Origin of the sequence: Polaromonas sp. 39-63-25, from assembly GCF_002278925.1 — a bacterium.
Lineage (GTDB): Bacteria > Pseudomonadota > Gammaproteobacteria > Burkholderiales > Burkholderiaceae_C > Polaromonas.
This window is the reverse complement of sequence record NZ_NCJH01000001.1, coordinates 43095-66185: the sequence shown is the minus strand read 5'-3', so window position 1 is coordinate 66185 and position 23091 is coordinate 43095. Positions and strand designations below refer to the sequence as shown.

The window sequence follows — 23091 nt, the reverse complement described above, 5'->3', positions numbered from 1 at the left end:
TTTCACATGCCGGTGGCTTTTGATATTTCTCGTCGTTTTTAATCAATTGCGCCGATTTTTTAGACCGTTTTCCGCATTTCCTGCCCCTCATGCCGTCTGCGCACGGATTTGCCCCAAGGTGCGCATGCGCGTCAAGTTGTAGGCCGCCATCGTCAGTACAAACATCTGGTCGACGCGCTTCAAGCTGCGCACCATCACTTGGCGCATGCGCCCCACCGTCTTGGCCCAGCCAAAGCCTTGTTCAATAAGCTTGCGCTTGTTCTGCGAGATCGCGTAGCCTGCGGTGGCGGCAATCGCATCGGGCACCGCCGAGCGCCGCCCCGACGTGTTCTGCGCCACGTGCGGCGTGACGCCCATCTCCAGGCAGGCGTCAATGAATTCTTTGGCGTCTTAGCCCTTGTCCGCGCCCAGCGTAATGTTGATGGTCTCGTCGGCGGCGGCCTCGCACGCCGCCTGGATCATGACCTTGGCCGCTTCGCGCTCGGCGTAGCCATCCGCTTGAGTGACCATCGCATTGGCGATCAGCCCATGGCGGTTGTCGCTCAGGGTGTGGCCCATGAAGCGCAGCTCGCTGGCGGTCTTGCCTTTACGGTAGAGCCGCGCATCCGCATCGGTGCTGGATTCGTGCGTGGCGTTGCTACGGGTCTGGCCTTTGAAATCGGCGCCGACGTTGTTGCTGCTGGTGTCTTTGGCGTCCTTGGTGTCGCCTTCGCTCTTGCCGCCTTCACTCTTGTCGTCTTTGTTGTCGTTGCTTTCGACATCCTCGTCCTTGCCGCTCTTGAGTACAAAGCTCTTGTGAGCATACCCGCCAGGCTAGCACCGGCGATGCTTTGGAGACTTATCCAGGTACCTCGGCATCGGGGTCGAGGATGCACTCGATCTGGCTGAGCAGTTGGAAGTCTAGGGACTCGGCGGTCGGACAACGGACAAGCGGTCGCTGCCCGACCGACCAGATAATTTAGCCATACGCCCAGAAACTTACTATTGATCCGGCCCTATGAAATATGAACCGTTCGCCCTGAGCTTGTCGAAGGGTTTCGACAAGCTCAACCCGAACGGAAATTAATACATCATCGGGCCGGATCAATAATGAGGAGCCGATAGCGATCATTTGCCTAGCGGCGCGTGATGGCACTACTCCCGTTCGACCTCGAGGTAGATCCAAATGGTGTTGCCGAGGTTCTGTCGCATTAAGCAATTAATGTCACAGAAGATCGTTGATTTTATTGATGAATTTCTATTGAAAATTGCTTAATGCGACAAAACCGTTTTATGCACTGGCAGCATAAGTGCGCCCGGGGCCAGCGCGCGCTTGAAGAATTCGCCCAAATTTTTTCCTTGACTGGCTAATGCGACAAAACCCGAGCCTGCAGGTAGCCGCCGTGCAGGAAGGCGCCTGGCTGCCGGCGCGCCGTCGTGGCCATGCCTCTACTTGCCAGCCGACCGCGCATGCACTGCAGCCGCCTCTTCCATCAGGATGGGGACGGCCAGGTTGCACGAGTGGATGCCCATGACGGTAGTCAACTGAATCACCTCCAACAGTTCGTCCACCGTGGCGCCCGCCTGAAACGCGTTGCGCATGTGGCGGCGAACCCCGGGTGCATATAGGTGCGTAGTAGCCGCGTTGATGGCAACGAGCACCATTTCTTTGTACTTCTGAGGCAGGGGGCCATTGCGTTGTGGAACGCTGCGGAATGCAAGGTAGGCCTCCATGAACTCGGGATCGAGCTCGCGCAGCTGGTCCCACAACGGGTTCCAGTCACCGCGGGCGATGTGTTCCTCGCACAGCGGCGTGGCCACCACGTTTCTTGGTCGGTTCATGTAATTCTCCTGCTAGTGAATGCTGGCGTCCGATAGGATCAGGTCGGCGGCCCGTTCGCCGATCATCATGGCGGGCGCGTTGGTGTTCGACGATGCGATCGTCGGCATGATCGAGGCGTCCGCGACACGTAAGCCATGGATGCCGTGCACCTTGAGCGCGCTGTCCACGACCGAGTCACCTGCCGAGGCACCCATGCGACAGGAACCCACGGTATGCCAGGCGGTCTGGCCGGTTTCCCGGGCATAGTCCAGCAGGCCCTCGGACGCGTCCACCGCCGACCCGGGACGCTCTTCGCAGGTGATGACGCCGCTCAGCGCAGGCTGTCCGGCTATCTTTCGGATCAGGCGCAGTAGATTCACGGTGGTCTCCTGATCCTGCTCCTTCTCCAGGTAGTTGGGCTGGATCTGCGGCGGCGCGGCGGGGTCCGCCGAGACGCAGTGGATGCTGCCGCGCGACTTCGGATACAGCATGAAGCCGCCGATCGAGAAGCCGGACCATGGATCGATTCCCGCGCCAGGGCTGCGCGAGTAACGGTCCTTGCCGCTGATGTGGTAGATGCGGACCATCACGTCCGGCCGCTGCAGCGCCGGGAGGCTGCGCGTGATCGCATGCGCGGTCGACGAGGTACTCGCCAGCAGCCCGCGTCGGGTGAAGATGTACTGCAGGCCGGCGCGCATCTTGAACATCGGGCTGCGCATCAGGTCATTGATGGTTTCTGGCACGCTGCTGCGATAGGCGCAGCGCACCTGCAAGTGATCGCTCATGTGCTCGCCCACTGCCGGCAGGTTGTGCAGGGGCTGGATGCCTGCCTGCAGCAGCCGCCTCGCGTCACCGATGCCGGACAGCTCGAGCAGTTGGGGCGACTGGATCGCGCCCGCGCTTAACACCACCTCCCGACCGGCGCCGGATTGGCGCACCTGGCCCTGCCAGTCATATTCGACGCCGGTGCAGCGGGTGCCGTCCAGCAGAACGCGGCGCACCAGCGCGCCGGTGCGCACGACGAGATTCGCGCGGCTGCGCACCGGATGCAGGTACGCCACGGCGGCGCTCCAGCGGCGGCCTCGCCAGGCGGTCTGCTCGAGGTATCGCACGCCTTCGTAGCTGCCCGCGTTGTAGTCCGGAGTGTCGGGGATACCCTCCTCGCGGCAGGCGGCCACGTAGGCGTCGGAGATCCTGTCCGTATCGGTGGCGCCGCGGTCGGAGATGCGCACCGGCCCGTCCCGCCCGCGTAGCGGGTTCTTGCTGTGGAGGTTGGATTCCAGCCGCTTGAAGTAAGGTAGCAGATCGCGAAAGCTCCAGCCGGTCACGCCCTGCTGCTGCCAGCTGTCGTACTCCGCCGGATCGCCCCAGACATACGCCATGCCGTTCAGCGCACTTGAGCCGCCCAGCACCTTGCCGCGTGGCCAGTAGATCCGCTGGCCCTTCAGGGTCTCCTGCGGCTCGGTCTCGAAACGCCACGCATACTTGTCGTTGGTCAGCAGCTTGCCCACGCCAAGCGGGACATGGATCCAGACGTTGCGGTCGGGCCCCCCGCCTTCGAGCAGCAGCACGCGGAACCGGCCGCAACTGGTGAGGCGGTTGGCGAGCGCGCAGCCCGCGGAACCGGCCCCGACGACGATGTAGTCGAACTGTTCCACTTGCTCAGCCCTGTGACGTTGCGCGATGCTTGAAGGAGTCGCGCCGGAAGCTGTACAGGGCGTTCGGGTCTACCTGTACGTCGACGATGGCGGGGCGGCCGCAGGCGATGGCGCGCTCCACGGTCTTCGCCAGGTCGGCGGCGCGTTCCACGCGGAAGCCGGCGGCGCCCCATAGCTCTGCCAGCTTGTCGTACGGCGGGTTGGGCACGTCGGCGCCGATGTAGCGCTGACCGAAGAAGTCGCGTTGGTAGGCCTTCTCTGCTCCCCAGCAACCGTTGTTCATCACGATGCAGACGGTGTTGATGCCGTTCTCCACCGCCGTGCCAATCTCGCTGTGGGCCATGCCGAAACCGCCGTCGCCCATCAGGCTCACCACGGTGCGGTCCGGGCACGCCAGTTTCACGCCCAGGCCGCAGGCATAGGAAAACCCGACCAGGCCGAAGTCCAGCGGCGTGAATAGCGCCGGCGGCTGGCAATAGCGCAGGTTGTCCGTCGCCTGCAGGCACAGCGTGCCCGCATCCATGGTGTACATGGTGTCGTCCGGCAGCACATCGCGCAGCGTCTTGAACAGGAAGGCTGGTTGCAGGGGGTCGGCGCCGCCGCCCGCGTCGTCATCGCGCTTGACCAGCATGGCTGTTCGCGCTTCCATGAATGCGTCCGTCCACGCTCGCGCGTCAGCACCGGCCGTGTGCCCTTGCAGCAATGTGCCCAGATCCGATGCGATCTCGCGCGCAGAGCCAACCAGGCCCAGCTTCACCGGGAAGAAGCGGCCGATCGCGGCGGGATCCGCCTCCACCTGGATGATCTGGGCTTCGCGGTTGATGTTGTCGTAGGAATAGAAGGTGGTGTTGAAGCCGATGCGTGTGCCCAGTGCAAGGATCACGTCGGCGCGGCGCGCCAGGTCCGACGCGACTAGGTTGCCGCGCGGCCCCATTTGGCCGCCATACAGGCGATGGCTGCAGGGGATGGCGTCGCCGTGACCAGGGGACATGACCACCGGTGCTTGAAGGCGCTCTGCCAAGGCCAGCACCTCCTCGTAGCATCGGCTGTTCTTCACCCCGCCGCCGGCCAGGATCAGCGGCTGCTTGGCGCCGCGCAGCAAGTCGGCGGCCTTGGCTAGCAGTTCGCGCGAGGCGGTGAAGCCGCCTTCAAACTGCCGCCCCTCCGGGCCATGGAAGTCGGGAAATTCGGCGGCCTCGGCGAGCAGATCGCGCGGTAAGTTCAGCAACACGGGGCCGCGGCGGGGACTGAGGGCGGTGCGGAAGGCCTCGCGCATCATCTCAGGAATGCGGGAGGTCTGGGTCAACGTCCAGGTCTTCTTTGTGATGGGCTTGAATAGCGACTGCTGGTCCACTTCCTGGAAGGCATCGCGATAGATGTGCGCCGAGGACAAGGACCCGGCGAGAGCCACCACCGGCGAGTAGGCGGCGTGCGCCTGTGCAAGGCCGGTCACGAGGTTGGTGGCACCTGGCCCATTCTGGCCGGCCAAGAAGACACCGGCCTTGCCGGATGCACGGGCGTAGCCGTCCGCCATGTGAACGCCGGTGCGCTCGTCGCGCACACCGATGAAGCGCACCATGGGCGCATCGAACAGGGCATCGAAGATTTCCATGCCGGCCGATCCGATTAGGCCGAATACGTGCGACACGCCTTCGGCGCGCAGCGCCTCCACGACGGCTTGTCCGCCGGTGATCTTGGTCATTGTTAAGTCTCCACTATTGAAATTTGCCCGCGGGGGTCAGCTATGCGGCGCGCAACATCACACGCCTCGTATGCTATTTTAAATGTCGACATTTTGTTTGTCAACCCTACTTCCTCGAAACCGTTCTCAAGAAATTCTGGGGATTGGGGCTGCCGGCACGGCGCCCCCTGTCAGCTGATTGCGGAGTTCCTCGAGCGCGGCACTGCGGTTGTTTAGCGCCAGTGTGCGGTGGTGAAAGGCGGCGGCCTCGCCGTCGCCCTGCACCACCGCCTGCACGACAAAAGCCCAAGTCGCAAGCGACCGCTTACGGCGCGCCTCAGACGCCAAGCTCAGGCGCACATAACGGCCGATGCGCTGTGCGAAGTCGTTGATGTAAGAAGCCAACACTTCATTGCCCGACATTCGCACCAGCGTGTCCACCATACCGTTGCTGGCGTGCGTGTAGGCATCAAGGTCACCGACGCTTTCGTGGAGTTTCTCCAACTGCGCGCGCAACACTTTGGCGTGCTCCTCGGTACACCGGTCGGCCGCCAGCCGTGACCCTGTCGCGAGCAGTGATGCGCGAACCTCGAAAAGATCGTCGAGCTCCTTCGCGGAAAGCTGGGTCACGTGTGCGCCGCGCTGTGGCTGGATCCGGACCAGCCCCCTCTGCTCAAGAACGCGAAGGGCCTCGCGGATCGTTGCGCGGCTCACATTGAAGGAGTCCGCCAGTTCGATCTCACGCAGGCGGCTTCCGGGCTCATATTGTCCTTCGATGATCCGCGCCCCGAGGTGCTGCGCGACCTGCAGCGGCAGCGTGTGCAGCAGCGGCATTACGTTCGAGAAGGCCATGGACGGTGCCGGCCCTTACTCGGGCGTGATGCCGCTGTCGCGGACCAGCTTGCCCAGCGTGAGTATCTCGTCGGCAATGAAGCGATCGAACCCGGCGAGCGTGAGCTTCTCCTGCACTAGGCCCTGCCTGCGCAGCTTGTCGGCGACATCGGGCATCGCGGAAACCCGGTTGACCTGCTGCACGAGCGACTCCATCACCGGCCGGGGCGTGTTGCCGTGCATGACGAGCGCATACCAGATGCTGGAATCGAACCCGGGGTAGCCCGTTTCAGCGACGGTCGGCGTGTCGGCCATCATGGGGATGCGTTGCGGGCTGGTCACGGCAAGCGCGCGGGTGCGCCCGCCCTTAATGAGAGGCAGTGCTAGCGCGATCGGGGGGAAGGCCAGGTCGAGCTGCTTGCCAGCGACGGCGCTCACCGCCTCCTGCACGCCCTTGTAGGGGACGTGTACCATCTGCAGGCCGGCCACGGTACGGAAGTATTCGCCGGCCAGGTGAGTGGCCGATCCCACGCCGGCGCTACCGTACGTGAGCGAACCCGGCTTCTGCTTGCCCATGCGGATCAACTCTTCGAGTGTCTTGGCCGGGTGATCGTTCGGGACGACGACGACGCTCGGCGACTTGGTGAGCAACGCCAGCCCTGAGAAGTCCTTTTTGGTGTCATAGGGCAGCTTGCTGCGAAGCGCAGGGTTCACCGCATGCGCGGAAGACACGAAGAGCAGGGTCTGCCCGTCTGCGGGCTGCGACAGTAGGTACTGGGAGGCCGTCATGCCCCCGGCGCCGGGCTTGTTGTCCACGATCACGGGCTGGTCAAGCAGGCCCGTGAGCTTTTCGGCATAGATGCGGGCAATGATGTCCGTCAGTGCGCCAGCCGAAAACGGCACGACGATGCGAACGGTTTTGCCCGACGTCTGGGCGTGGAGCAAGGCGGCGGGAAATGCGCCGGCGGCACCTGCGGCGCCGAGAATCTTCAGGGTTGTCCGACGGCTGGTCATGGAGGTGCGTCCTTCAGGTTTTGTCAAATTGACAGAATGTCGACAAATTTTAGTGAGCTTGTATCCATGCGTCAAGTCCTAGCCTTGTCCAATGAGGTGTGAGCCTGACCGGGACACGTATTTCCACCCAAGAATGAGCCTGAGCCAGCGGATTTGCGGTTGAACTGGTGGCTTGATCATCCAAAGATGGTGATCAACATGGACGAGGCCAAGCTGCGCACCATTGCGCAATTGCAGGAGTTGTACCTGCTGGGATTCTTCGGCGCGGGCACGGGATCATGGCTGGTCGGCGCGCTGCGCGACGTGCGCGGCGGATAATGGGATGCTAGGAGCCTGTCGGGCTTGGGGCGTCGAAAGCGAAAATAGGCCCCGGCGAGGACAGTTTTTGCCGGATTTGCAGGCCCATAGCCCAACTATGGGACAAAAAGACGGTGAAAAATGGACCGCTGCGGTCGATTTGCAGCCGACGATTCCCAAGTCCGACAGGCTCCTAGGCTTCTTGGCGATGGCTTCGCTTGCCACCATCGGCCCGGCCATCCTGCTCGCGCGGCGCCGCAAGCTCGATGAACCGAATTCCACCTAATGAGGACCTCCCCATGACCGACACAGCGGCCGCGCACTGGCGCATCTACCCTCTCGAACTCGGTCGCCGGACCGCGCACCGCGCATGGTTTTTCTATCTTTCCGAGGACAGCGGCCCCCAGGAGATCGCCTATCGCGCATGGCTCGTGCGCCGGGGCGACGATTGCATCCTGGTGGACACCGGCCCACCGCTGGATGAAGCGCAAAGGCGCGGCCTGCGCGACACGGTGCGTGTCGACGTCGCGCTGCGCCAGCTCGGCGTGGAGGTGGAGCAGGTGACCGACGTGGTCCTGAGCCACCTCCACTGGGACCACGCGGCGTCCGCGGACCTGTTCCCGCATGCGCGCTTCCACGTGCAACGGGGTGAAATCGAATTCTTCCGCGGGCGGGCTCACGAGCATCCCGCGACCTCACGCTTCTTCAGCCATCAGCAGATGCTGACCGCGCTGCTCGACTCCGGCAGCGTCGATGCCGTGGACGGCGAGCGCGAGTTGCGTGACGGCGTACGGCTGTTGCACGTTGGCGGCCACACGCCGGGCTCGCAGATTGTCACCGTGCAGCGCGAGGATGGGCTCGCCGTGATCGCCGCCGATGCGATCCCGCTGAACCGAAACTTCACGGACTTCGTCCCGAACGGCATCCTCGTGAACGTCGTCGACGCGATAGCGGCCCTCAAGGCCGTGCGCGCCCTGCGTCCCGTCGAGATATATACCGGCCACGACCTCGAGCCCAGCCTTCGTCCATGAAAGTGGGCGTGATCGGCGTGGGCGTGTAGGTTGCGTCACCGCCTCCAATGACCGCGCCCACCCTCTCAGTCGGCGCCGGCTGAGAACTTCGCGCGGTGCGCCTCGACCGTACGCAATGTCGCCAGGCCGCGTGCGGCTTGGGCGAGCTCGTCGAACACCGGCACGCCGCTGGCCACCGCCTGCATCCGGTATTCGCGCTTGCGCTCGTCCGTTTCGGGATCGCTGTCGGACCGCAGCACAAGGGCGACATGGAGGCCAGACTCGTCCGACTCGCGCACCCGCAGCACGGCGCGAATGATGTTGCCCAGCATGTCGACGTGGCGAAAGCCAAGGATCACCGTCATGTTGACGTGGATCACCAGCACGTCAGCGCTGCCGCTCGCCGCGACGGCAGAGATGATTCGTTCTGCCACCCGGCCTTCGTCCTGCTGGAGCGCACCCGCCGGGGTTTTGTCGCATTAAGCAATTTTCAATAGAAATTCATCAATAAAATCAACGATCTTCTGTGACATTAATTGCTTAATGCGACAGAACCCCGAAACCCACCCTCTGAAGCTCGCGGCTTGAACAATACGTGTGTGAACTTCCGAAGTGGACTACTAAGGAAGAACACACGTGGAACAGCAGTTTCGGTTCAAAGAGGACTGCTCGGTGTCAAGCTTCGAGCAAGTGAGCGAAAATGACCAGTGTTTCCGAACGCCGGGCATGCTCGCACCGGTGCGTCGGATCTTCCCAATTCTGCAAGGTCTCATCGCATGCCCAATTCAAAACTGACGTCCACCGAATCCAGAGTCGATCCAGACCCATTGCTCGCTGGCCGCGTCGCCTCCGGGACTAAACGGGACGTTCTGGTCAACATGGGAAACGGTGCCCTTCCCCTGTACAAAAGCATCAAGCTCGAATTGATACGCGCGATTGGTGGGGGAAACATCCAGGACGGCATGGCGTTGCCCACCGAAAAAGAGCTTGCCGAGCAGTATGGGGTGAGTGTGGGGACCGTGCGCCGCGCGATGGCGGACCTGGTTGCGGACAAGGTGCTGGTGCGCCAGCAGGGCCGGGGTACGTTCCTCGCCCCATTCGACTCGTCGCGTATGCTCAACTCGTTCTGGCACATCGTGCGCAAGGATGGCGCGCGCGAAGTCCCGATCGTACAGACGCTCAGGTTCGAAGAAGCCAGTGCGAATGAAAACACCGCCAAGCTCCTCAAGATCGAGCAGGGTGATCCCATTTTCTGGATTGTCAATCTGATGATGATGGGCGGGACGCCGATGCTGCTCGACGGATTGCACATTCCGCAAGCCCTGTTCCGCGGCCTCACGAGGTCGCAGTTCGTCGGTCGCGACTCGACGATCTACGACTTGTATCGCAATGCTTTCGGCGTCACTGTTGTCAAGACGGTCGATCAGGTCAGCGCCGTTGCTGCAGATCCAGAAACGGCAAAAAAACTAGACCTTGCACTGGGGACGCCTCTTCTGGAGATCCTGCGGGTAGCCTCCACGCTAGACGAGCAGCCCGTCGAACTGCGCCGATCGCTGATGTACACCGGAAAATATGAGTTCGTCGACGTCACCGGGGGCTCGAACTCCCTGTGATCCGGAAGGCCTCGGCGCTTGGGGCCGCCAAGAATATCGTAACCCGACTGAGTTCCCCATGCCGACTGCATGCTGGTGAAACAGTAACACTAAGGCAATAAGACAGGTCAGCCTTATTAGGGTTTCTACGGTTACTAAAAAGATATATATGATTCATACTTTTTGTTCTAGGAGCTGAATATTATGGAAATCTCACAAGGAATCGGAGAGCGAGTGGCTGGCACGCGGATAGAGGAGCTTCCGCAGGCCGCGATCGACTATAGCGCGACGCTGGCGATGAGCGCGTTGGGGGCCATGGTGTCGGGGCACCGCTGCACGGGCGGACCCGAGACAATCCGCTACGTCAAGCGGCAGGGTGGGGTCCCGGAGGCCACCGTGCTGGGCGGCGGCTTCAAGGCTTCCGTCGAACTGGCGGGCCTGGCCAACGGGACGTTTGCGCACGCGACAGAATACGAGGACGACAGTTTTCCGGAGGCGGTCTCCAGCTACACCCTGTTCCCGCCGATTTTCGCGTTGGCTGAACATCTGCGCTCTCCAGGATCGAGGGTGATCGAAGCCTTCGTGGCCGGCTACGAAGCGCAGGCCCGCATAGGGCTGGCGTGCCGCGAAGCGCGGCGCATCGGCTACATGGTGCTGAGCCTTGCCGGTTCGATCGGCGTGGCTGCGGCGGCCGCCAAACTGCTGGGCCTCAATGCGAAGCAGACGACGCATGCCATCAGCATTGCCGCGTCGCAGGGCGGCGGTATCGGCTACCAGACGGGGACCACCGCGCACATCTTGGAGATGGGCTTTTCCGCCCGCAACGGCATCACGGCGGCGTTCATGGCTGCCGAAGGCATGACGGGCCAGCTCGACGTCCTGGAGGCTCCGCGCGGGCTGATGAACATGATCACGGGCGGCAAGGTGGAAGCGCCGGAGAAGATTCTGGAAGATTGGGGCAATCCCTATCGCATCTTCGAGATCGGCATCAAGTCTTATCCCTGCTGCTATCACCTGCAGCGTATCATCGAGGCCACGTTCGAACTGAAGCGCGAGCGGGGCCTGCGGCCGGAAGACATCCGTAACGTGGACGTGGAAGTCAATGCCTTCTTCCCCACTGTGGTCCAGCATCCGGAGCCGCGCACGGAAATCGAGTCGCAATTCAGCCTACCCCATTCCGTCGCCATCGCGATGATCGAGGACGACGTGTTGCCCTCGGGCTTTTCCCGTAAGAGCATCGAGGACGAGCGCTTCCGCAGCTTCCGCCCCAAGGTGAAGACCATCGTGCGTGAGGATTGGGGTTGGGCCCCGACTGGGTGGACGCCGCGCATCACCTACACCCTGGCCACCGGCGAAGTCATCGTCCGCGAACCGAAAGCTGCCAAGGGCCAGCCTCCCGCGCTGCTGGGCTTCGATGAATGCATCCCGAAGTATCGGGGCTGCGTGGACGACCTGTTGCCTCTCGAGCATGTCCAGCGCTCCATCGAGATGTTGCGCAACCTGCGAAACCTGCCGGACACAAGCGCCCTGGTGGCCGAGGTCTCGGCGATCCACAACAAATAACACGAAGGTGATTACTTGAAATCCATAGCCGAACTGACCCAGAATGACGTCGAGAGAATTCTCGAAATCGTCGATCGACTGAACGACATCGAAGTCCACCTGGAAGTGGAGGGGATGAAGTTGCACGTGCGCAAATTCAGCGACGCCACGCTGGGTGGCCTGGCGCCGCCGGCTGCGCCGCAGCAAGTGTCGATCGTCCATCAGCCAAAAACGGCATTGCCGATGGGTCAGCCGGCCCGATCCCCGGCGCCTGCGCCGGTGGTGAAGCCTGTTGCCGCGGTAGCCGATGCAGGCCTGCTCGAGATTCGCGCGCCGATGCTCGGCCGGTTCTACAGCGCGTCGTCGCCAAGCGAGCCGGCGTATGTCCAGGTCGGCTCGAAGGTGAGGCCGGACGACACCGTTTGCATTCTCGAAGTGATGAAGCTGTACAACAGCGTGCCCGCGGGTGTCGCCGGAACCATGGTCGAGATCCTGGTCGAGAGCGGGACAATGGTCGAAGAGGATGCCGTGCTCTTTCGCGTGAGGCCGGAATGACGCGCCAGATCGGAATCATCGACACCACCCTGCGCGATGCGCAGCAGTGCCTTTGGACGACGCGCATGACCGCGGGCATGATGGACCCGGTTGCGGAAACCATGGACCGCGCCGGCTTCGACATGATCGATTTTATGGCGCCGGTCCAGTTCGATGTGTGCGTGCGATACCTGCGCGAGGATCCCTTCGAGAAGGCACGCCACTTCCGCAAGAAGTTCGAGCGCACTCCGCTCAGGGGCTACTGCCGCAGCAAGAGTCTGACCGGTTTCGGCCTCGCACCCGACGACATGGTGGAGCTGTGGATCGAGCGGCTGGCCGCGAGCGGCTTCCGGGTCGTCGGCACGCTCGATTCGTTGCTGGACGTGGACAACATGGCGGTGAGCATCCGGCACGCGAAGAAGGTCGGCATCCAGTCCGTCGGAGCGCTGGTGTTCTGCGAAAGCCCGCTGCACACGGACGAGCTCTATGCTCGCACTGCCCGCGAGCTCGTGGAGCGCTGCGGCGTCGACGGGATCATGATCAAGGATTCGGGCGCCCTGCTCACGCCGGACCGCATCCGCACCCTGGTACCCGCCCTGAAGGCCGTCATCGGCAAAGTGCCTCTGGAACTACACAGCCACTGCAATACCGGGCTGGCGCCGCTGGTGTATCTCGAAGCGGTTCGCCTCGGCGTTGACCAGCTGCACACATCCATCGCACCGCTCGCCAGTGGTCCGGCGCAACCCGCCACGCAGGGGACTCTGCGTAACCTGGAGCTCTCGGGCTTCTGGACGCGTCTGGAGGCCGGCTGCATCGACGAGGTGAGCGAGTACCTCGAGGTGCTGGCTGATCGGGAAGGATTTCCCCGGGGCGCTCCGATGGAGTATGACGCCTTCCACTACAAGCACCAGATGCCAGGCGGAATGATGGCGAATTGGCGCTTCCAGCTGCAGCAGTCCGGGCTGGAAAGCCGATTCGAAGAGATCCTCGAGGAGATCGCCCGGGTCCGCGAGGACCTGGCTTGGCCGATCATGGTGACGCCGTTCTCCCAGATCATTGCCGTGCAGGCGATGCTCAACGTCGTCAATGGCGAGCGCTATCGCGTTGTGCCCGACGAAGTGAAAATGTACGCGCTGGGGCACTTCGGCAAGCTGCTTGGGCCAGTCAACCCTCAGGCGCTGGACCGGATCGTCTCGCATGGCTCGAAGAGGATTCCGCTCAAGCCGCAGCCGATGGAACCGGCGCTCGCGGGACTACGCAAGGCCTACCCGAACATGTCCGACGACGAGCGCCTGCTGCGCTACATGTTCCCGGCGGACGACGTCGACAAGACCTACGCGGCGAAACCGCTCAAGCTCACGCTGCCCGCGGGCGGGCCCGTGCCGCGCCTGATCGAGGAGCTCGCCAAGCGGCCGGTACTCGCTCACTTTGAACTTGAACGCAACGGCGCGCGCATCGCGGTGACGCGGCACGCGCCGGCGCGACAGATCGTTTAACAACCAGGAGAACCTGATGAAGCGAAGCGGAACCGTGGTCGTCATGTACGACGCGCCGGCCGAGGCCGATGCCTGGATGCATGGCCCCCATTACGAAGAGGTAAAACGTACGCGTGGCGTGACCGATGTGAAGCGCTATGAAGTCGTGGATGGCCCCGAAGGGTCCCGCAAGTACATCGCGTTGATTGAAAGCACCGACATCGACGCGACCGTCGGCTGGCGCAGCAGCTCCGATGGGCAGCGCTCCCAGGCCGAGGCGAACGAACGTGGCGTTACCAACCGTTACGCCTTGATCTGCAAGCGAATCTACTAGACAAGAGGACATACTTATGATGCTTCCCCCGATCATCGACATGCGCTTGCGCCCCCCTGTCTACGCGTGGACGAAAGGGTCTGTGTTCCGGACCGCTATGCACTATCCGCGCCACTGCATATCGTTTAAAGGCGCCCGTTCCGCCTGGCTGGAAGACGTGGACATTCTCTTCCAGGAAATGGATTCTGCGGGCGTGAAGTACGGGGTCGCCATGGGCCGGGCCTCGAGCGGCGCCGGGAACCTGGGCGGCGTGTCGAACAAGGAGATCGTCGAGCTCCTGGACACCTATCCAAATCGCTTCCTGGGGTTCCTCGGCGTGGACATGGAGGCGATTCCCGAGAGTCTTGCGGAAATCCGCGAGCTCGCCAGTGCGCGTGGCGTGAAGGGCATATCGATCGAACCGGGCTCCGGGAAAGTTCCGCGCTGGTCCGACGACAAGTCGCTCGACCCGGTGTACGAGCTCGCGCAGGAACTCAAGCTACCGGTCTCGATTTCGCTGTCCGGCCTCCTGTCGGCACTTGCCGGGCACGAGATCACCTGGTCCCGCCCGACATCGATCCAGATGGCGGCCCAGCGCTACAAGGATGTGAAGTTCATCGTTTCCCATGCGGCATGGCCCTACGCAGACGAGATGGTCGTCGTGGCGCTCGCCTGCCCGAACATCTATGTTTCTCCGGATCTTTATGCCAGCACGGCGGGGATGATCTGTGCGGAGAGCTACGTGAAGGGCGCGAACCTGTTCCTTGAGGACCGAACGCTGTTCGGTACCGCCTACCCAGTGCGCGACATCCAGGACTCGTTGCGCGACTTCCTAGACATGGGCTGGCGCAAGGACATCATCAACAAGATTCTCTGGACCAATGCAGCGAAGCTGCTGAACGTCGATTGAGGGTGGACTGTGACTAATAAAATCGCCGTCATTGCTGGAGCCCAGGGGATTGTGGGACGCGCGCTCGTCGAGCAACTGCGCGCCGGCGGGGATTGGGACATTGTGTCGCTCTCCCGCAGGGCTGCCGACGCCGAGCCCGGCGTGCGGCACGTACAGGTCGACCTGCTCGATGTCGGGGACTGCTCAGCGAAGCTGCGTGACGTGGGCGAAGCGACGCACGTGTTCTTCACCGCCTACGCGCCGCGGGCGACCGCCGCCGAAGAGGTCGCGCCCAACCTCGCCATGGTCGTCAACCTGGTCGAAACCCTTGAGCGAGTGGCTCCGCGACTTGCCCATGTGCAACTGATGCAGGGCACCAAGTGGTACGGTAATCATCTGGGCCCCTTCCGCACCCCGACGCGCGAGGACGATCCGCGCCACATGCCGCCTAACTTCTATTACGACCAGCAGGATTGGCTCGAAGCGCGGCAATACGGCAAGCGCTGGAGTTGGTCGGCGCTGCGCCCGCACTGCATCTGCGGCTTCTCGGCGGGCAGCCCGATGAACCACCTCATGGCGCTGTCGCTGTACGCGACGCTGTCCAGGGAGCTCGGCCTGCCGCTGCGCTTTCCGGGGTGCCCAGAAGCGTTCGGAGCGCTGTACCAGTTCACTGATGCAAGGTTGCTCGCCCGAGCGATGGAATGGGCCGCTACGAGCACGGCCTGCGAAAACCAGGCCTTCAACATGACAAACGGCGAGCCTGAACGCTGGAAGAACCTCTGGCCCGACATCGCAGGCTACTTCGGCATGGAAGCCGGCGACGTACAGCAGATCACGTTGACCCGTGTGATGGCGGACAAGGGGCCGCTGTGGGCCCGCATGTGCGAGAAGTACCAGCTCAAGCCCTACGCGCTGGACCAGCTCGTGAACTGGAGTTATGCGGACTGGGCCTACACCACCCCGTACGACCAGGTGTCCAGCCTGGCCAAGGCGCGGCGCGCCGGATGGAACGAAGTGCTGGATACGTCGGCAATGTTCCGTTCTCTGCTGGCCGATCTGGTGACTCGCAAAGTGATTCCCCCTGCGCCTGTTCGATCCGGCACGGCCGTTGGCCGCGCCGACTAAACAACTTTTAACCAGAGAACTAAGTCATGACTATCCGAAGTGTCCTCATTGCGAATCGCGGTGAAATCGCCGTTCGCATCATCCGCGCCTGCCGCGAACTCGGCATCGAAACGGTGCAGGCCTTTTCCACCGCCGACGAAAACTCGTTGGCTGTGAGGCTCGCTGACCGATCCGTTTGCGTCGGCGGCCCCTCGCCGACGGAGAGCTATCTCAATGTGAACGCACTCGTTCAGGCAGCGCTCACGTCCAAGGTGGATGCCGTGCATCCAGGTTATGGCTTCCTGTCGGAGAACGCGGGATTTGCCGAAGCTGTGCTGGCTGCGGGGTTGACTTTTGTCGGTCCCGATCCGAGCGCCATCCGGCTCATGGGAGATAAGGCTGCGGCGCGGAAGCTTGCCATGGAAACCGGCGTTCCGGTTGTGCAAGGCTCGCCCGACCCGGTCGCCGACGTGGAGGAGGCAGCTCGGCTGGCCGCGGAAATCGGTTACCCAGTGCTCGTCAAGGCGTCAGCCGGCGGCGGTGGGCGCGGCATGCGCGTGATGGAAAACGAGAAGCAATTGCGTGAAGGGCTGGAGCGTGCGTCATCCGAAGCGAAAGCCGCTTTCGGCAGTGGCGAGGTATACATCGAGCGATATATCTCCCCCGTGCGCCACGTCGAAGTCCAGGTGATGGGTGACGGCAAGGACGTCATCCACTTCGGGGAGCGCGATTGCACCATCCAACGCCGCCACCAGAAGCTTTTGGAAGAAAGTCCGTCGCCCATCGTTTCCGAAGACCTGCGCAAGCGCATGACCCACGCCGCCTGCCAGCTCGCCCGTGCCGTGAACTACAAAGGTGCGGGTACCCTCGAATTCATCGTCGACGCGGCGGGCTCCGAGTTCTTCTTCATCGAGATGAACACCCGGATCCAGGTGGAGCATCCCGTCACCGAAGCGGTCACCGGTGTGGACCTCGTGAAGCTCCAGCTGCGCGTCGCGTCGGGCGAGCCCCTGCCGCTGCGGCAGTCGGACGTCCGTTTTCACGGCCACGCCATTGAATGCCGCATCAATGCCGAGGACTCCGAGAAGGGCTTCATGCCCCGGCCCGGCAAACTGACCGAATTCGAACTGCCCGCCGGTCCCGGCGTGCGCGTGGACACGCATGCCTATGCCTCCTACGACCTGCCGCCTTATTACGACTCGCTGATTGCCAAGCTCATCGTCTGGGATGAAACCCGCGAGGCAGCGATTGCGCGAATGCAGCGCGCGCTGCGGGAGCTGCATATCTCCGGCGTCAAGACGACCCGCGAATTCCACCAGAGGCTCCTCGCGGAGCCGGCCTTCGCGAAGGCCGAGGTGAGCACGCAGTTCGTGCGGGACACGATGTACGCGGAACACCCGATGCGCCACATGCTTTGAACGGACAAGGAAACAATATGACACATGAGCAGATGATCGCCGAGTACGAGCTGGCACGGAAAAAGGCGCTGGGGATGGGTGGTCCCGAGAAGCTCGCGAAGCGCAAGGAACAGAACATCCTCAACGCCCGCGAAAGGCTCGAGGTGCTGCTGGACGAAGGCAGCTGGGCGGAGAGCGGCCTGTTCGCGACATCCCACCGCGCGGAGATGCGCGACCGTACGCCGGCCGACGCGAAGATTGCCGGCTTCGGCAAGGTCGAGGGCCGCCAGGTCGCCGTGGTCTCGAACGACTTCACTGTGCTCGGCGCTTCGAGCTCGGTGATCAACGGAAAGAAGATACGCCACATGCGCGAGGTGGCGTCGAAGTCGGGAATGCCCTTGATCATGCTGGGCGAATCCACCGGCGCGCGCATGCCGGATCGCATGGGTGCGGAGGGCCGCGCCCTCCTAGGCCAAGATGCCTACGAATACCGGCGCCTGCGCGAGTCCCCGTGGGTGAGTGCCTTGCTCGGCGCATGCTACGGTTCTTCCACATGGTACGCCTGCCTGTCGGATTTCGTCGTCATGCGGCGCGGCGCCACGATGGCCGTTGCCAGCGGCCGGGTGACGTCCGCTGCGATCCGCCAGGAAATCGATTCTGAAGATCTCGGCGGCTGGAAGATGCATGCCGAAACGTCCGGTCTCGTGGATGCCGTCGTGGAGACGGACGAGGAGGCGCTTGCCCACATTCGAAAATGGCTCAGTTACCTGCCCAGCCACCAGAACGAGGCGCCCCCCGTCCACCCCGTGCCAGAAGGTTCGGACGGACGCGGCCACCGCATTGTCGATCTGATGCCGGAGGACAGCGCAAAGGTCTACGACGTCCGGAAGATCGTCGAAACTGTCGTCGATGTCGGCAGCATGATGGAGCTCAAGCCCCGTTTCGGGCGCTCCATCTGCACAGCGCTGGCGCGCATCGAAGGCCGCTCGGTCGGGATCGTGGCCAACAACCCGCTCTTCAAGGGCGGCGCCATCGACGTCGATGCATGCAACAAGGTCATCGGCTTCCTCGTGCTGTGCGACTCGTTCAACATCCCGCTGGTCTTCATGGTCGACCAACCGGGTTTCCTGATCGGCGTGGAAGGCGAACGCCGCGCGGCCCCGGGCCGGATCATGAACTGGATGAACGCGCTGGCGCTTGTCACGGTACCCAAGATCTCCGTGATCATGCGCAAGAGCTATGGGCAGGCCTACCTCAACATGGGCGGCGGTCGTAATTCGGATGAAGTCATCTCTTGGCCAACCGCCGATCTCGGCTTCATGGCGCCCTCGGTCGGCGCCAGCGCGCTGTTCGGTGTGAAGGAAGAAGATGACCCGGTACGTTACCGCCAGCTCGTCGAAGAGTTGTCGAAGGATACGTCCGCGTGGCGCCTCGCGGCGCTCTACGAGACACAGGCGGTGATTGACCCCCGTGACACGCGGGAGACGCTGGCGCGCCTGCTGGAGGTGCATCGCACGCGGCAGGGCAAGGCTGTCGGACAGCACCTGCTCGCCAACTGGCCCACAACTTTCTAAATAACAGAACAGGACAAGACATGTCGCAAACGAAGGTGCTTTCTGAAATCAACGGCTCGATGTGGAAGGTTTTGGTGAAGGAGGGTGACGTGGTGTCCGAAGACGACACCCTGGCCGTCGTCGAATCCATGAAGATGGAAATTCCCGTGCTCGCGCCCATGAGCGGAACGGTGGACAAGATCCTGGTGGTGGAAGGCCAGGTCGTGATCGAAGGCGTGCCGCTCATGTTGATGAGTCATTGACGGGGAGCGAAGATGTACGAACAAGTGGCCATGGCGCTGCGGGCGGCGCGGAAAAACGGGCAGCACGCGCTCGACGAGCCCACCGGAAAGAATATTCTGCGTGCCGTCGGCATTCGCGTGCCGCGGTCGGTGGTCATCGAGGCGGGAATGGACGCTCATGCCGCCGTAGCGGACCTCAAGCCGCCGCTGGCACTCAAGGTGGTAGCCACCGGCGTCATCCACAAGAGCGACGTGGGCGGCGTGAAGTTGAATCTGCGCAATGGTGCGGATGTCGCCTCGGCCATCGCCGACTTGGCGCAGTCGCTGCGCGCACGGGATATCCAGGCGGAAGCGTGGCTGGTCGAGGAGATGGCGCCGCGAGGCGTGGAGGTGGTGGTCGGCGGCACGATGGACCCCGAGTTCGGCCCCATGGTGATGGTGGGCCTGGGCGGTGTCTTCGTCGAAGTACTCAAGGATGTCGCTTTCCGGATATGCCCCATCACGGAGCGCGACGCCCGCGACATGCTCGACGAATTGAAGGGGGCCGCGCTGCTGCACGGCGCGCGCGGCAGCGAACCAGTGAACATCGATGCGATCGTCGAAGTGCTGCTGTGCGTTGGCGGGGAGGGCGGCCTGCTCGTGAGCGGTGAGGACGAAATCGCTGAGATTGACATCAACCCCCTTATCGTTTCGCGTCAATCGGCCGTGGCCGTGGATGCGCGTTTCATACTGAAGAACACCGGTGCCAAGGCATGACCACTCTCGAACAATTCACACCCCTGTTTCACCCCCGGACGATTGCGGTTGTCGGGGCGTCCGCGACCACGGTCAGCGGGGGGAACCGCTTCATTCGCAACCTGCGCAACTTCGGCTACGCTGGGCGCATCGTTCCCATTCATCCCACGGCTGCCGAAGTCGAAGGCCTGCAGGCGTGCCGCTCCCTGGCGGATGTGCCGGGCGAGGTTGACTACGCCTATGTGGCGGTCGCGGCTTGCATCGCGCCCGATGTATTGCGCAGCGGCCGCGGTAAGGTGAAATTTGCGCAGGTGATGTCCAGCGGTTTCGGCGAGACTGAGGACGGCGCCGCGCTGGAGTCGGATCTCGTCGCCGCGGCGCGCGAGGCCGGCACGCGTTTGATCGGGCCCAACTGTCTGGGGGTGTACTCGCCCGCAGCGAGGGTGACGTTTACCGAGAAGACGCTCGCCGAGCCAGGGCCCGTCGGCATCGTCTGCCAAAGCGGTGGACTGGGTATCGACATCATCCGGCGCGGCCAAAGCAGGGGCCTAAGGTTCAGTGGCCTTGTGACGATCGGCAATGCCGCTGACCTCGGCGCCGCGGAGTTAGTGGAGTACATGCTCGAAGACCCGACGACAAAAGTGATCGGGCTCTACCTAGAAGGCACACGCGAGGGTCGACGCCTCTTCGAAGTGCTTCGCCGGGCCAACGCGCGCAAGCCGATTGTGCTACTCAAGGGTGGCAGGACGAGCCAGGGCCAGCGTGCAGCGGCTTCGCATACCGGCGCACTGGCTGGCAGCCAACGCGCGTGGGAAGCGCTGTCCCGGCAGGCGGGCATGCCGCTGGTGGACACGCTCGATGAATTCCTGGATACGTTGCTGACGCTGCAGTGCCTCACACCGCGCGCCACGACATCCAGCCGCGCCGTCCTCTTCGGGAACGGCGGGGGAACCAGCGTGCTTGGCACAGACGCTTTCGACCGAGCAGGCTTCTCGATCGCCGCGTTCGATTCGCAGACGTTGGCGACATTGAAGGCTCTGTCCCTTCCCGCGGGTGCCTCCGTGGCTAACCCCATCGATGTGCCTGCGGGCGCTCTGCAACAGGACGAGGGCCGCGTCGCGGAGCGCATCATCTCCGCGGTTGCCGCCAGCGGCGTCGCCGATGTGCTGGTGATCCACGTGAACATGACTGTCATCCTTGGGTTCAGGCACGTGGACATGCTCGGTAACATCATCAAGGCGGCATTGCGGGTGCGCGAAACGGACCGCACCGGAATGCACATTGCGCTGGTCCTGCGGTCGGACGGTGACGCCGAAACCGAGGAGCGCAAGCGCGACTATCGCCTGCGGGCCATTGAGAGCGGCGTGCCCGTTTATGACGAGCTCGCCCAGGCGGCGAAAGGCCTGTCCGCACTTCGCGTGGTGGAGGCCTTCCGCGCTCGCATTTCACCCCCGAACTCATCTACGCGTGCCTAACTGGAGTGGACAAGATGAGTGGCAATACAGAGCGTTTGTTGGGCGGTCCGGAGGTGTGGAGCGTTGCTGAGTTGAACGACCGTACCGACTGGATTCAACACGTTGAGCCGGCTGAAGTGGATGAGATCGATGCCATGCTGAAGGCGTTTCGAGAGAGAAAAATGGCGCTCACCGAGCTGGGCCGCGACGACTTTCCCATGCCGCTCATCGCGCGGCGTTTCGAAGCCATCCGATCCGAGCTTGAAGGTGGTCGCGGCTTCGCCTTGCTTCGCGGGCTGCCAATAGATCGCTACTCACTGGAAGAATCCAGGATGGTCTTCTGGGCCATGGCCGTCCACCTCGGTGACCCTCAAAAGCAGGATCGGCTCGGCAATCGTATGCACAACGTCACCAATACAGGTCTGCGGGTCGACAGCACCAACTCGGTTCGGAGTTATCAGACGGATGATGAGCTGACCTTTCACAATGATGGTGGCGACGCCTTCATGTTGCTTTGTCTGAAGACCGCGAAGTCGGGTGGCGTCAGCAAACTCGTCAGCGTTGCGAAGCTCTACAACGAAGTGCTGACGCGCCGCCCCGATCTCATCGAGGTATTGCAACAGCCTTTCCATTTCGATACCCGGGATCAGCATCCAACCGGACTGAAAGTGCAGACCTCGCCGATCTTGAATTTTTTTGATGGCCGCCTCAGCGCCTTGTACAAGCGTCGCTATCTGCTGGCCGCGCAGAGTTTCCCGGACGTCCCGCGCCTGACCGAGATGCAGGAGCAGGCGGTTCAACTGGTGGAAGACATTTGCAACGATCCCGCGATTCAGATGAATTTCAGCATGCAGCCCGGCGACGTGCAGATGGCGAACAACTACTCGGTCCTGCACGCGCGGAGCAAGTACGAGGACTACGAGGATCCTGCCGAGCGTCGTCACCTGTTGCGTGTATGGCTCACCTTGCCCAACGGCCGGGCACTGCCGCCCCACTTCGAATTGACGCGAGAGTTCCGCACGTCCTATTTGAGCCGCCACGGCGAAACGACTCGCGTCACAGCCTGAATATCGTATTGGCGGCATGTGGAATTACGTGTATGACCGCCAAGTGTTAAACCAGAGATCAGAATGAAAGTGGCACAAATGCAGCAGATATACGTGGGCATCATGTGGCGGACCGCTGAATTAAGCGACGTTAGGTCACATATCCGAGCATCCCGAATTGAGGCTTTTTATAGTGCACCAAGTGTTCATCAATTAGTTGAGGCATAGCCGTGACCGTCGAGTCTTTGCTGGCCCGAAACCGGGCTTGGTCGACCCGCATGTGTTGCGGCGATGCCGATTTCTTTCAGCGTCTAGCGCGCCAGCAAAAACCGGCCTACCTCTGGATCGGCTGCTCGGACAGTCGTGTTCCCTCGAATCAGATTCTCGATCTCGCCCCTGGCGAGGTCTTCACCCATAGAAACATTGCCAACGTGGTGGCAAGCGGTGATCTGAACTGCCTGTCGGTGATTCAGTTCGCGGTGGAGGTCCTGAAGGTGCGCCACATCATGGTGGTCGGGCACTACGGTTGCAGCGGCATCCATGCGGCTGTCGAGGGATTGCGACTTGGCCTTGTCGACAACTGGCTGGGACATGTGGGGGCCGTTCATGCCAAACACCAGGGTACGCTGATGGCGCTGCCCATGGCAGACCGAATAGACAGGTTGTGCGAACTGAACGTGGCCGAGCAATTCCAAAACGTGTGCCAGACACACATCGTTCGTGATGCCTGGGCGCGGGGTCAGCCGTTGTCTGTGCATGGCTGGGTCTATGGCTTGCAGGACGGCCTGCTGTCCGAGCTCGGGCTGTCCGCCGCAGACACCCATTGTGCGGACCTCGCGTATCAGGATGCGCTTAACCGCATGTCAGACCTCCAGTTCAACGCTCGGCAGCCTTCGGTCGCTGTGGAAATTTGAAGAATCGAT

At 62.6% G+C, this 23091-nt stretch carries 23 protein-coding genes and 1 pseudogene; 17 read left to right on the top strand and 7 right to left on the bottom strand.

The annotated features are described in order from the left end of the window. Positions 1 to 87: 87 nt before the first annotated feature. The 6 genes and pseudogenes from B7X65_RS00345 to B7X65_RS00320 form a co-directional block, all read right to left on the bottom strand. Positions 88 to 660 (bottom strand): annotated as a pseudogene (locus B7X65_RS00345) (transposase); the annotation flags it as partial. A 768-nt stretch (positions 661 to 1428) separates the two neighbouring features. Next, positions 1429 to 1821, bottom strand: a complete 393-nt coding sequence (locus B7X65_RS00340) for a carboxymuconolactone decarboxylase family protein (protein ID WP_293592011.1) — start codon at positions 1819 to 1821, stop codon at positions 1429 to 1431. Between the two features lie 12 nt (positions 1822 to 1833). Further along, positions 1834 to 3459 carry a GMC family oxidoreductase N-terminal domain-containing protein gene (locus tag B7X65_RS00335; protein WP_293592010.1) on the bottom strand — a complete coding sequence of 542 codons (1626 nt, stop codon included), beginning with the start codon at positions 3457 to 3459 and terminating at the stop codon, positions 1834 to 1836. A gap of 4 nt (positions 3460 to 3463) precedes the next feature. Beyond that, complete coding sequence (locus B7X65_RS00330; protein ID WP_293592009.1) at positions 3464 to 5161, bottom strand: thiamine pyrophosphate-binding protein; 1698 nt, start codon at positions 5159 to 5161, stop codon at positions 3464 to 3466. A 126-nt stretch (positions 5162 to 5287) separates the two neighbouring features. Then, positions 5288 to 5992, bottom strand: coding sequence for a GntR family transcriptional regulator (locus tag B7X65_RS00325; protein ID WP_293592008.1), 705 nt, complete (start codon positions 5990 to 5992; stop codon positions 5288 to 5290). A 15-nt stretch (positions 5993 to 6007) separates the two neighbouring features. After that, on the bottom strand, positions 6008 to 6985 hold the full coding sequence (locus B7X65_RS00320) for a tripartite tricarboxylate transporter substrate binding protein (protein WP_293592007.1): 978 nt from the start codon (positions 6983 to 6985) through the stop codon (positions 6008 to 6010). Between the two features lie 186 nt (positions 6986 to 7171). Here B7X65_RS00320 and B7X65_RS00315 point away from each other — a divergent pair, with 186 nt between their 5' ends. From B7X65_RS00315 to B7X65_RS00305, 3 genes are all read left to right on the top strand, one after another. Continuing rightward, positions 7172 to 7303, top strand: a complete 132-nt coding sequence (locus B7X65_RS00315; protein ID WP_293592006.1) for a hypothetical protein — start codon at positions 7172 to 7174, stop codon at positions 7301 to 7303. Positions 7304 to 7400: 97 nt separating this feature from the next. Continuing rightward, positions 7401 to 7568: a hypothetical protein gene (locus B7X65_RS00310; protein ID WP_293592005.1), complete on the top strand. Its 168-nt coding sequence runs from the start codon at positions 7401 to 7403 to the stop codon at positions 7566 to 7568. A gap of 13 nt (positions 7569 to 7581) precedes the next feature. Beyond that, entirely contained in the window at positions 7582 to 8313 is a 732-nt protein-coding gene (locus B7X65_RS00305) for an N-acyl homoserine lactonase family protein (protein WP_293592004.1), read from the top strand. Positions 8314 to 8378: 65 nt separating this feature from the next. Here the strand turns inward: B7X65_RS00305 and B7X65_RS00300 are convergent, their stop codons facing one another. Next, entirely contained in the window at positions 8379 to 8726 is a 348-nt protein-coding gene (locus tag B7X65_RS00300; RefSeq protein WP_293592003.1) for a hypothetical protein, read from the bottom strand. 342 nt (positions 8727 to 9068) lie between these two features. Between B7X65_RS00300 and B7X65_RS00295 the strand changes: the two genes are divergently transcribed. The 14 genes from B7X65_RS00295 to can all read left to right on the top strand — a co-directional run bounded on the left by B7X65_RS00295 (position 9069) and on the right by can (position 23082). Then, positions 9069 to 9905: a GntR family transcriptional regulator gene (locus tag B7X65_RS00295; RefSeq protein WP_293592002.1), complete on the top strand. Its 837-nt coding sequence runs from the start codon at positions 9069 to 9071 to the stop codon at positions 9903 to 9905. A gap of 183 nt (positions 9906 to 10088) precedes the next feature. Beyond that, on the top strand, positions 10089 to 11447 hold the full coding sequence (locus B7X65_RS00290; protein ID WP_293592001.1) for an MmgE/PrpD family protein: 1359 nt from the start codon (positions 10089 to 10091) through the stop codon (positions 11445 to 11447). 15 nt (positions 11448 to 11462) lie between these two features. After that, the gene (locus tag B7X65_RS00285) at positions 11463 to 11981 is read left to right on the top strand and encodes a biotin/lipoyl-containing protein (protein ID WP_293592000.1); all 519 of its coding nucleotides are present in this window, start codon (positions 11463 to 11465) and stop codon (positions 11979 to 11981) included. Next, entirely contained in the window at positions 11978 to 13456 is a 1479-nt protein-coding gene (locus B7X65_RS00280; RefSeq protein ID WP_293591999.1) for a carboxylase, read from the top strand. Before B7X65_RS00285 ends, B7X65_RS00280 begins: the two co-directional genes overlap by 4 nt. 16 nt (positions 13457 to 13472) lie before the next feature. Continuing rightward, positions 13473 to 13769 (top strand): hypothetical protein, encoded by a 297-nt coding sequence (locus B7X65_RS00275; protein ID WP_293591998.1) that lies wholly within the window; start codon positions 13473 to 13475, stop codon positions 13767 to 13769. Positions 13770 to 13785: 16 nt separating this feature from the next. After that, positions 13786 to 14658, top strand: coding sequence for an amidohydrolase family protein (locus tag B7X65_RS00270; RefSeq protein WP_293591997.1), 873 nt, complete (start codon positions 13786 to 13788; stop codon positions 14656 to 14658). A gap of 9 nt (positions 14659 to 14667) precedes the next feature. After that, positions 14668 to 15762 (top strand): SDR family oxidoreductase, encoded by a 1095-nt coding sequence (locus B7X65_RS00265; protein WP_293591996.1) that lies wholly within the window; start codon positions 14668 to 14670, stop codon positions 15760 to 15762. Positions 15763 to 15788: 26 nt separating this feature from the next. Further along, entirely contained in the window at positions 15789 to 17159 is a 1371-nt protein-coding gene (gene accC, locus B7X65_RS00260) for an acetyl-CoA carboxylase biotin carboxylase subunit (protein WP_293591995.1), read from the top strand. Between the two features lie 17 nt (positions 17160 to 17176). After that, the gene (locus B7X65_RS00255; protein WP_293591994.1) at positions 17177 to 18712 is read left to right on the top strand and encodes a carboxyl transferase domain-containing protein; all 1536 of its coding nucleotides are present in this window, start codon (positions 17177 to 17179) and stop codon (positions 18710 to 18712) included. A 20-nt stretch (positions 18713 to 18732) separates the two neighbouring features. Further along, complete coding sequence (locus B7X65_RS00250; RefSeq protein WP_293591993.1) at positions 18733 to 18954, top strand: acetyl-CoA carboxylase biotin carboxyl carrier protein subunit; 222 nt, start codon at positions 18733 to 18735, stop codon at positions 18952 to 18954. A gap of 12 nt (positions 18955 to 18966) precedes the next feature. Further along, entirely contained in the window at positions 18967 to 19689 is a 723-nt protein-coding gene (locus B7X65_RS00245; protein ID WP_293591992.1) for an acetate--CoA ligase family protein, read from the top strand. Then, a complete protein-coding gene (locus B7X65_RS00240; protein WP_293591991.1) occupies positions 19686 to 21143 on the top strand; it encodes a CoA-binding protein in 1458 nt (485 codons plus the stop codon). The genes B7X65_RS00245 and B7X65_RS00240 overlap by 4 nt, the downstream gene beginning before the upstream one ends. 14 nt (positions 21144 to 21157) lie before the next feature. Continuing rightward, positions 21158 to 22189 (top strand): TauD/TfdA family dioxygenase, encoded by a 1032-nt coding sequence (locus tag B7X65_RS00235; protein WP_293591990.1) that lies wholly within the window; start codon positions 21158 to 21160, stop codon positions 22187 to 22189. Positions 22190 to 22398: 209 nt separating this feature from the next. Beyond that, positions 22399 to 23082 carry a carbonate dehydratase gene (gene can / locus B7X65_RS00230; RefSeq protein WP_324498309.1) on the top strand — a complete coding sequence of 228 codons (684 nt, stop codon included), beginning with the start codon at positions 22399 to 22401 and terminating at the stop codon, positions 23080 to 23082. Positions 23083 to 23091: the final 9 nt, after the last annotated feature.

Excerpts from the sequence above, each read along its gene's own strand:
- B7X65_RS00340 (WP_293592011.1), bottom strand. The coding sequence starts at position 1,821 with ATGAACCGACCAAGAAACGTGGTGGCCACGCCGCTGTGCGAGGAACAC.
- B7X65_RS00330 (WP_293592009.1), bottom strand. The coding sequence starts at position 5,161 with ATGACCAAGATCACCGGCGGACAAGCCGTCGTGGAGGCGCTGCGCGCC.
- B7X65_RS00325 (WP_293592008.1), bottom strand. The coding sequence starts at position 5,992 with ATGGCCTTCTCGAACGTAATGCCGCTGCTGCACACGCTGCCGCTGCAG.
- B7X65_RS00320 (WP_293592007.1), bottom strand. The coding sequence starts at position 6,985 with ATGACCAGCCGTCGGACAACCCTGAAGATTCTCGGCGCCGCAGGTGCC.
- B7X65_RS00315 (WP_293592006.1), top strand. The coding sequence starts at position 7,172 with ATGGTGATCAACATGGACGAGGCCAAGCTGCGCACCATTGCGCAATTG.
- B7X65_RS00310 (WP_293592005.1), top strand. The coding sequence starts at position 7,401 with ATGGGACAAAAAGACGGTGAAAAATGGACCGCTGCGGTCGATTTGCAG.
- B7X65_RS00305 (WP_293592004.1), top strand. The coding sequence starts at position 7,582 with ATGACCGACACAGCGGCCGCGCACTGGCGCATCTACCCTCTCGAACTC.
- B7X65_RS00295 (WP_293592002.1), top strand. The coding sequence starts at position 9,069 with ATGCCCAATTCAAAACTGACGTCCACCGAATCCAGAGTCGATCCAGAC.
- B7X65_RS00290 (WP_293592001.1), top strand. The coding sequence starts at position 10,089 with ATGGAAATCTCACAAGGAATCGGAGAGCGAGTGGCTGGCACGCGGATA.
- B7X65_RS00280 (WP_293591999.1), top strand. The coding sequence starts at position 11,978 with ATGACGCGCCAGATCGGAATCATCGACACCACCCTGCGCGATGCGCAG.
- B7X65_RS00275 (WP_293591998.1), top strand. The coding sequence starts at position 13,473 with ATGAAGCGAAGCGGAACCGTGGTCGTCATGTACGACGCGCCGGCCGAG.
- B7X65_RS00270 (WP_293591997.1), top strand. The coding sequence starts at position 13,786 with ATGATGCTTCCCCCGATCATCGACATGCGCTTGCGCCCCCCTGTCTAC.
- accC (WP_293591995.1), top strand. The coding sequence starts at position 15,789 with ATGACTATCCGAAGTGTCCTCATTGCGAATCGCGGTGAAATCGCCGTT.
- B7X65_RS00255 (WP_293591994.1), top strand. The coding sequence starts at position 17,177 with ATGACACATGAGCAGATGATCGCCGAGTACGAGCTGGCACGGAAAAAG.
- B7X65_RS00250 (WP_293591993.1), top strand. The coding sequence starts at position 18,733 with ATGTCGCAAACGAAGGTGCTTTCTGAAATCAACGGCTCGATGTGGAAG.
- B7X65_RS00245 (WP_293591992.1), top strand. The coding sequence starts at position 18,967 with ATGTACGAACAAGTGGCCATGGCGCTGCGGGCGGCGCGGAAAAACGGG.
- B7X65_RS00240 (WP_293591991.1), top strand. The coding sequence starts at position 19,686 with ATGACCACTCTCGAACAATTCACACCCCTGTTTCACCCCCGGACGATT.
- B7X65_RS00235 (WP_293591990.1), top strand. The coding sequence starts at position 21,158 with ATGAGTGGCAATACAGAGCGTTTGTTGGGCGGTCCGGAGGTGTGGAGC.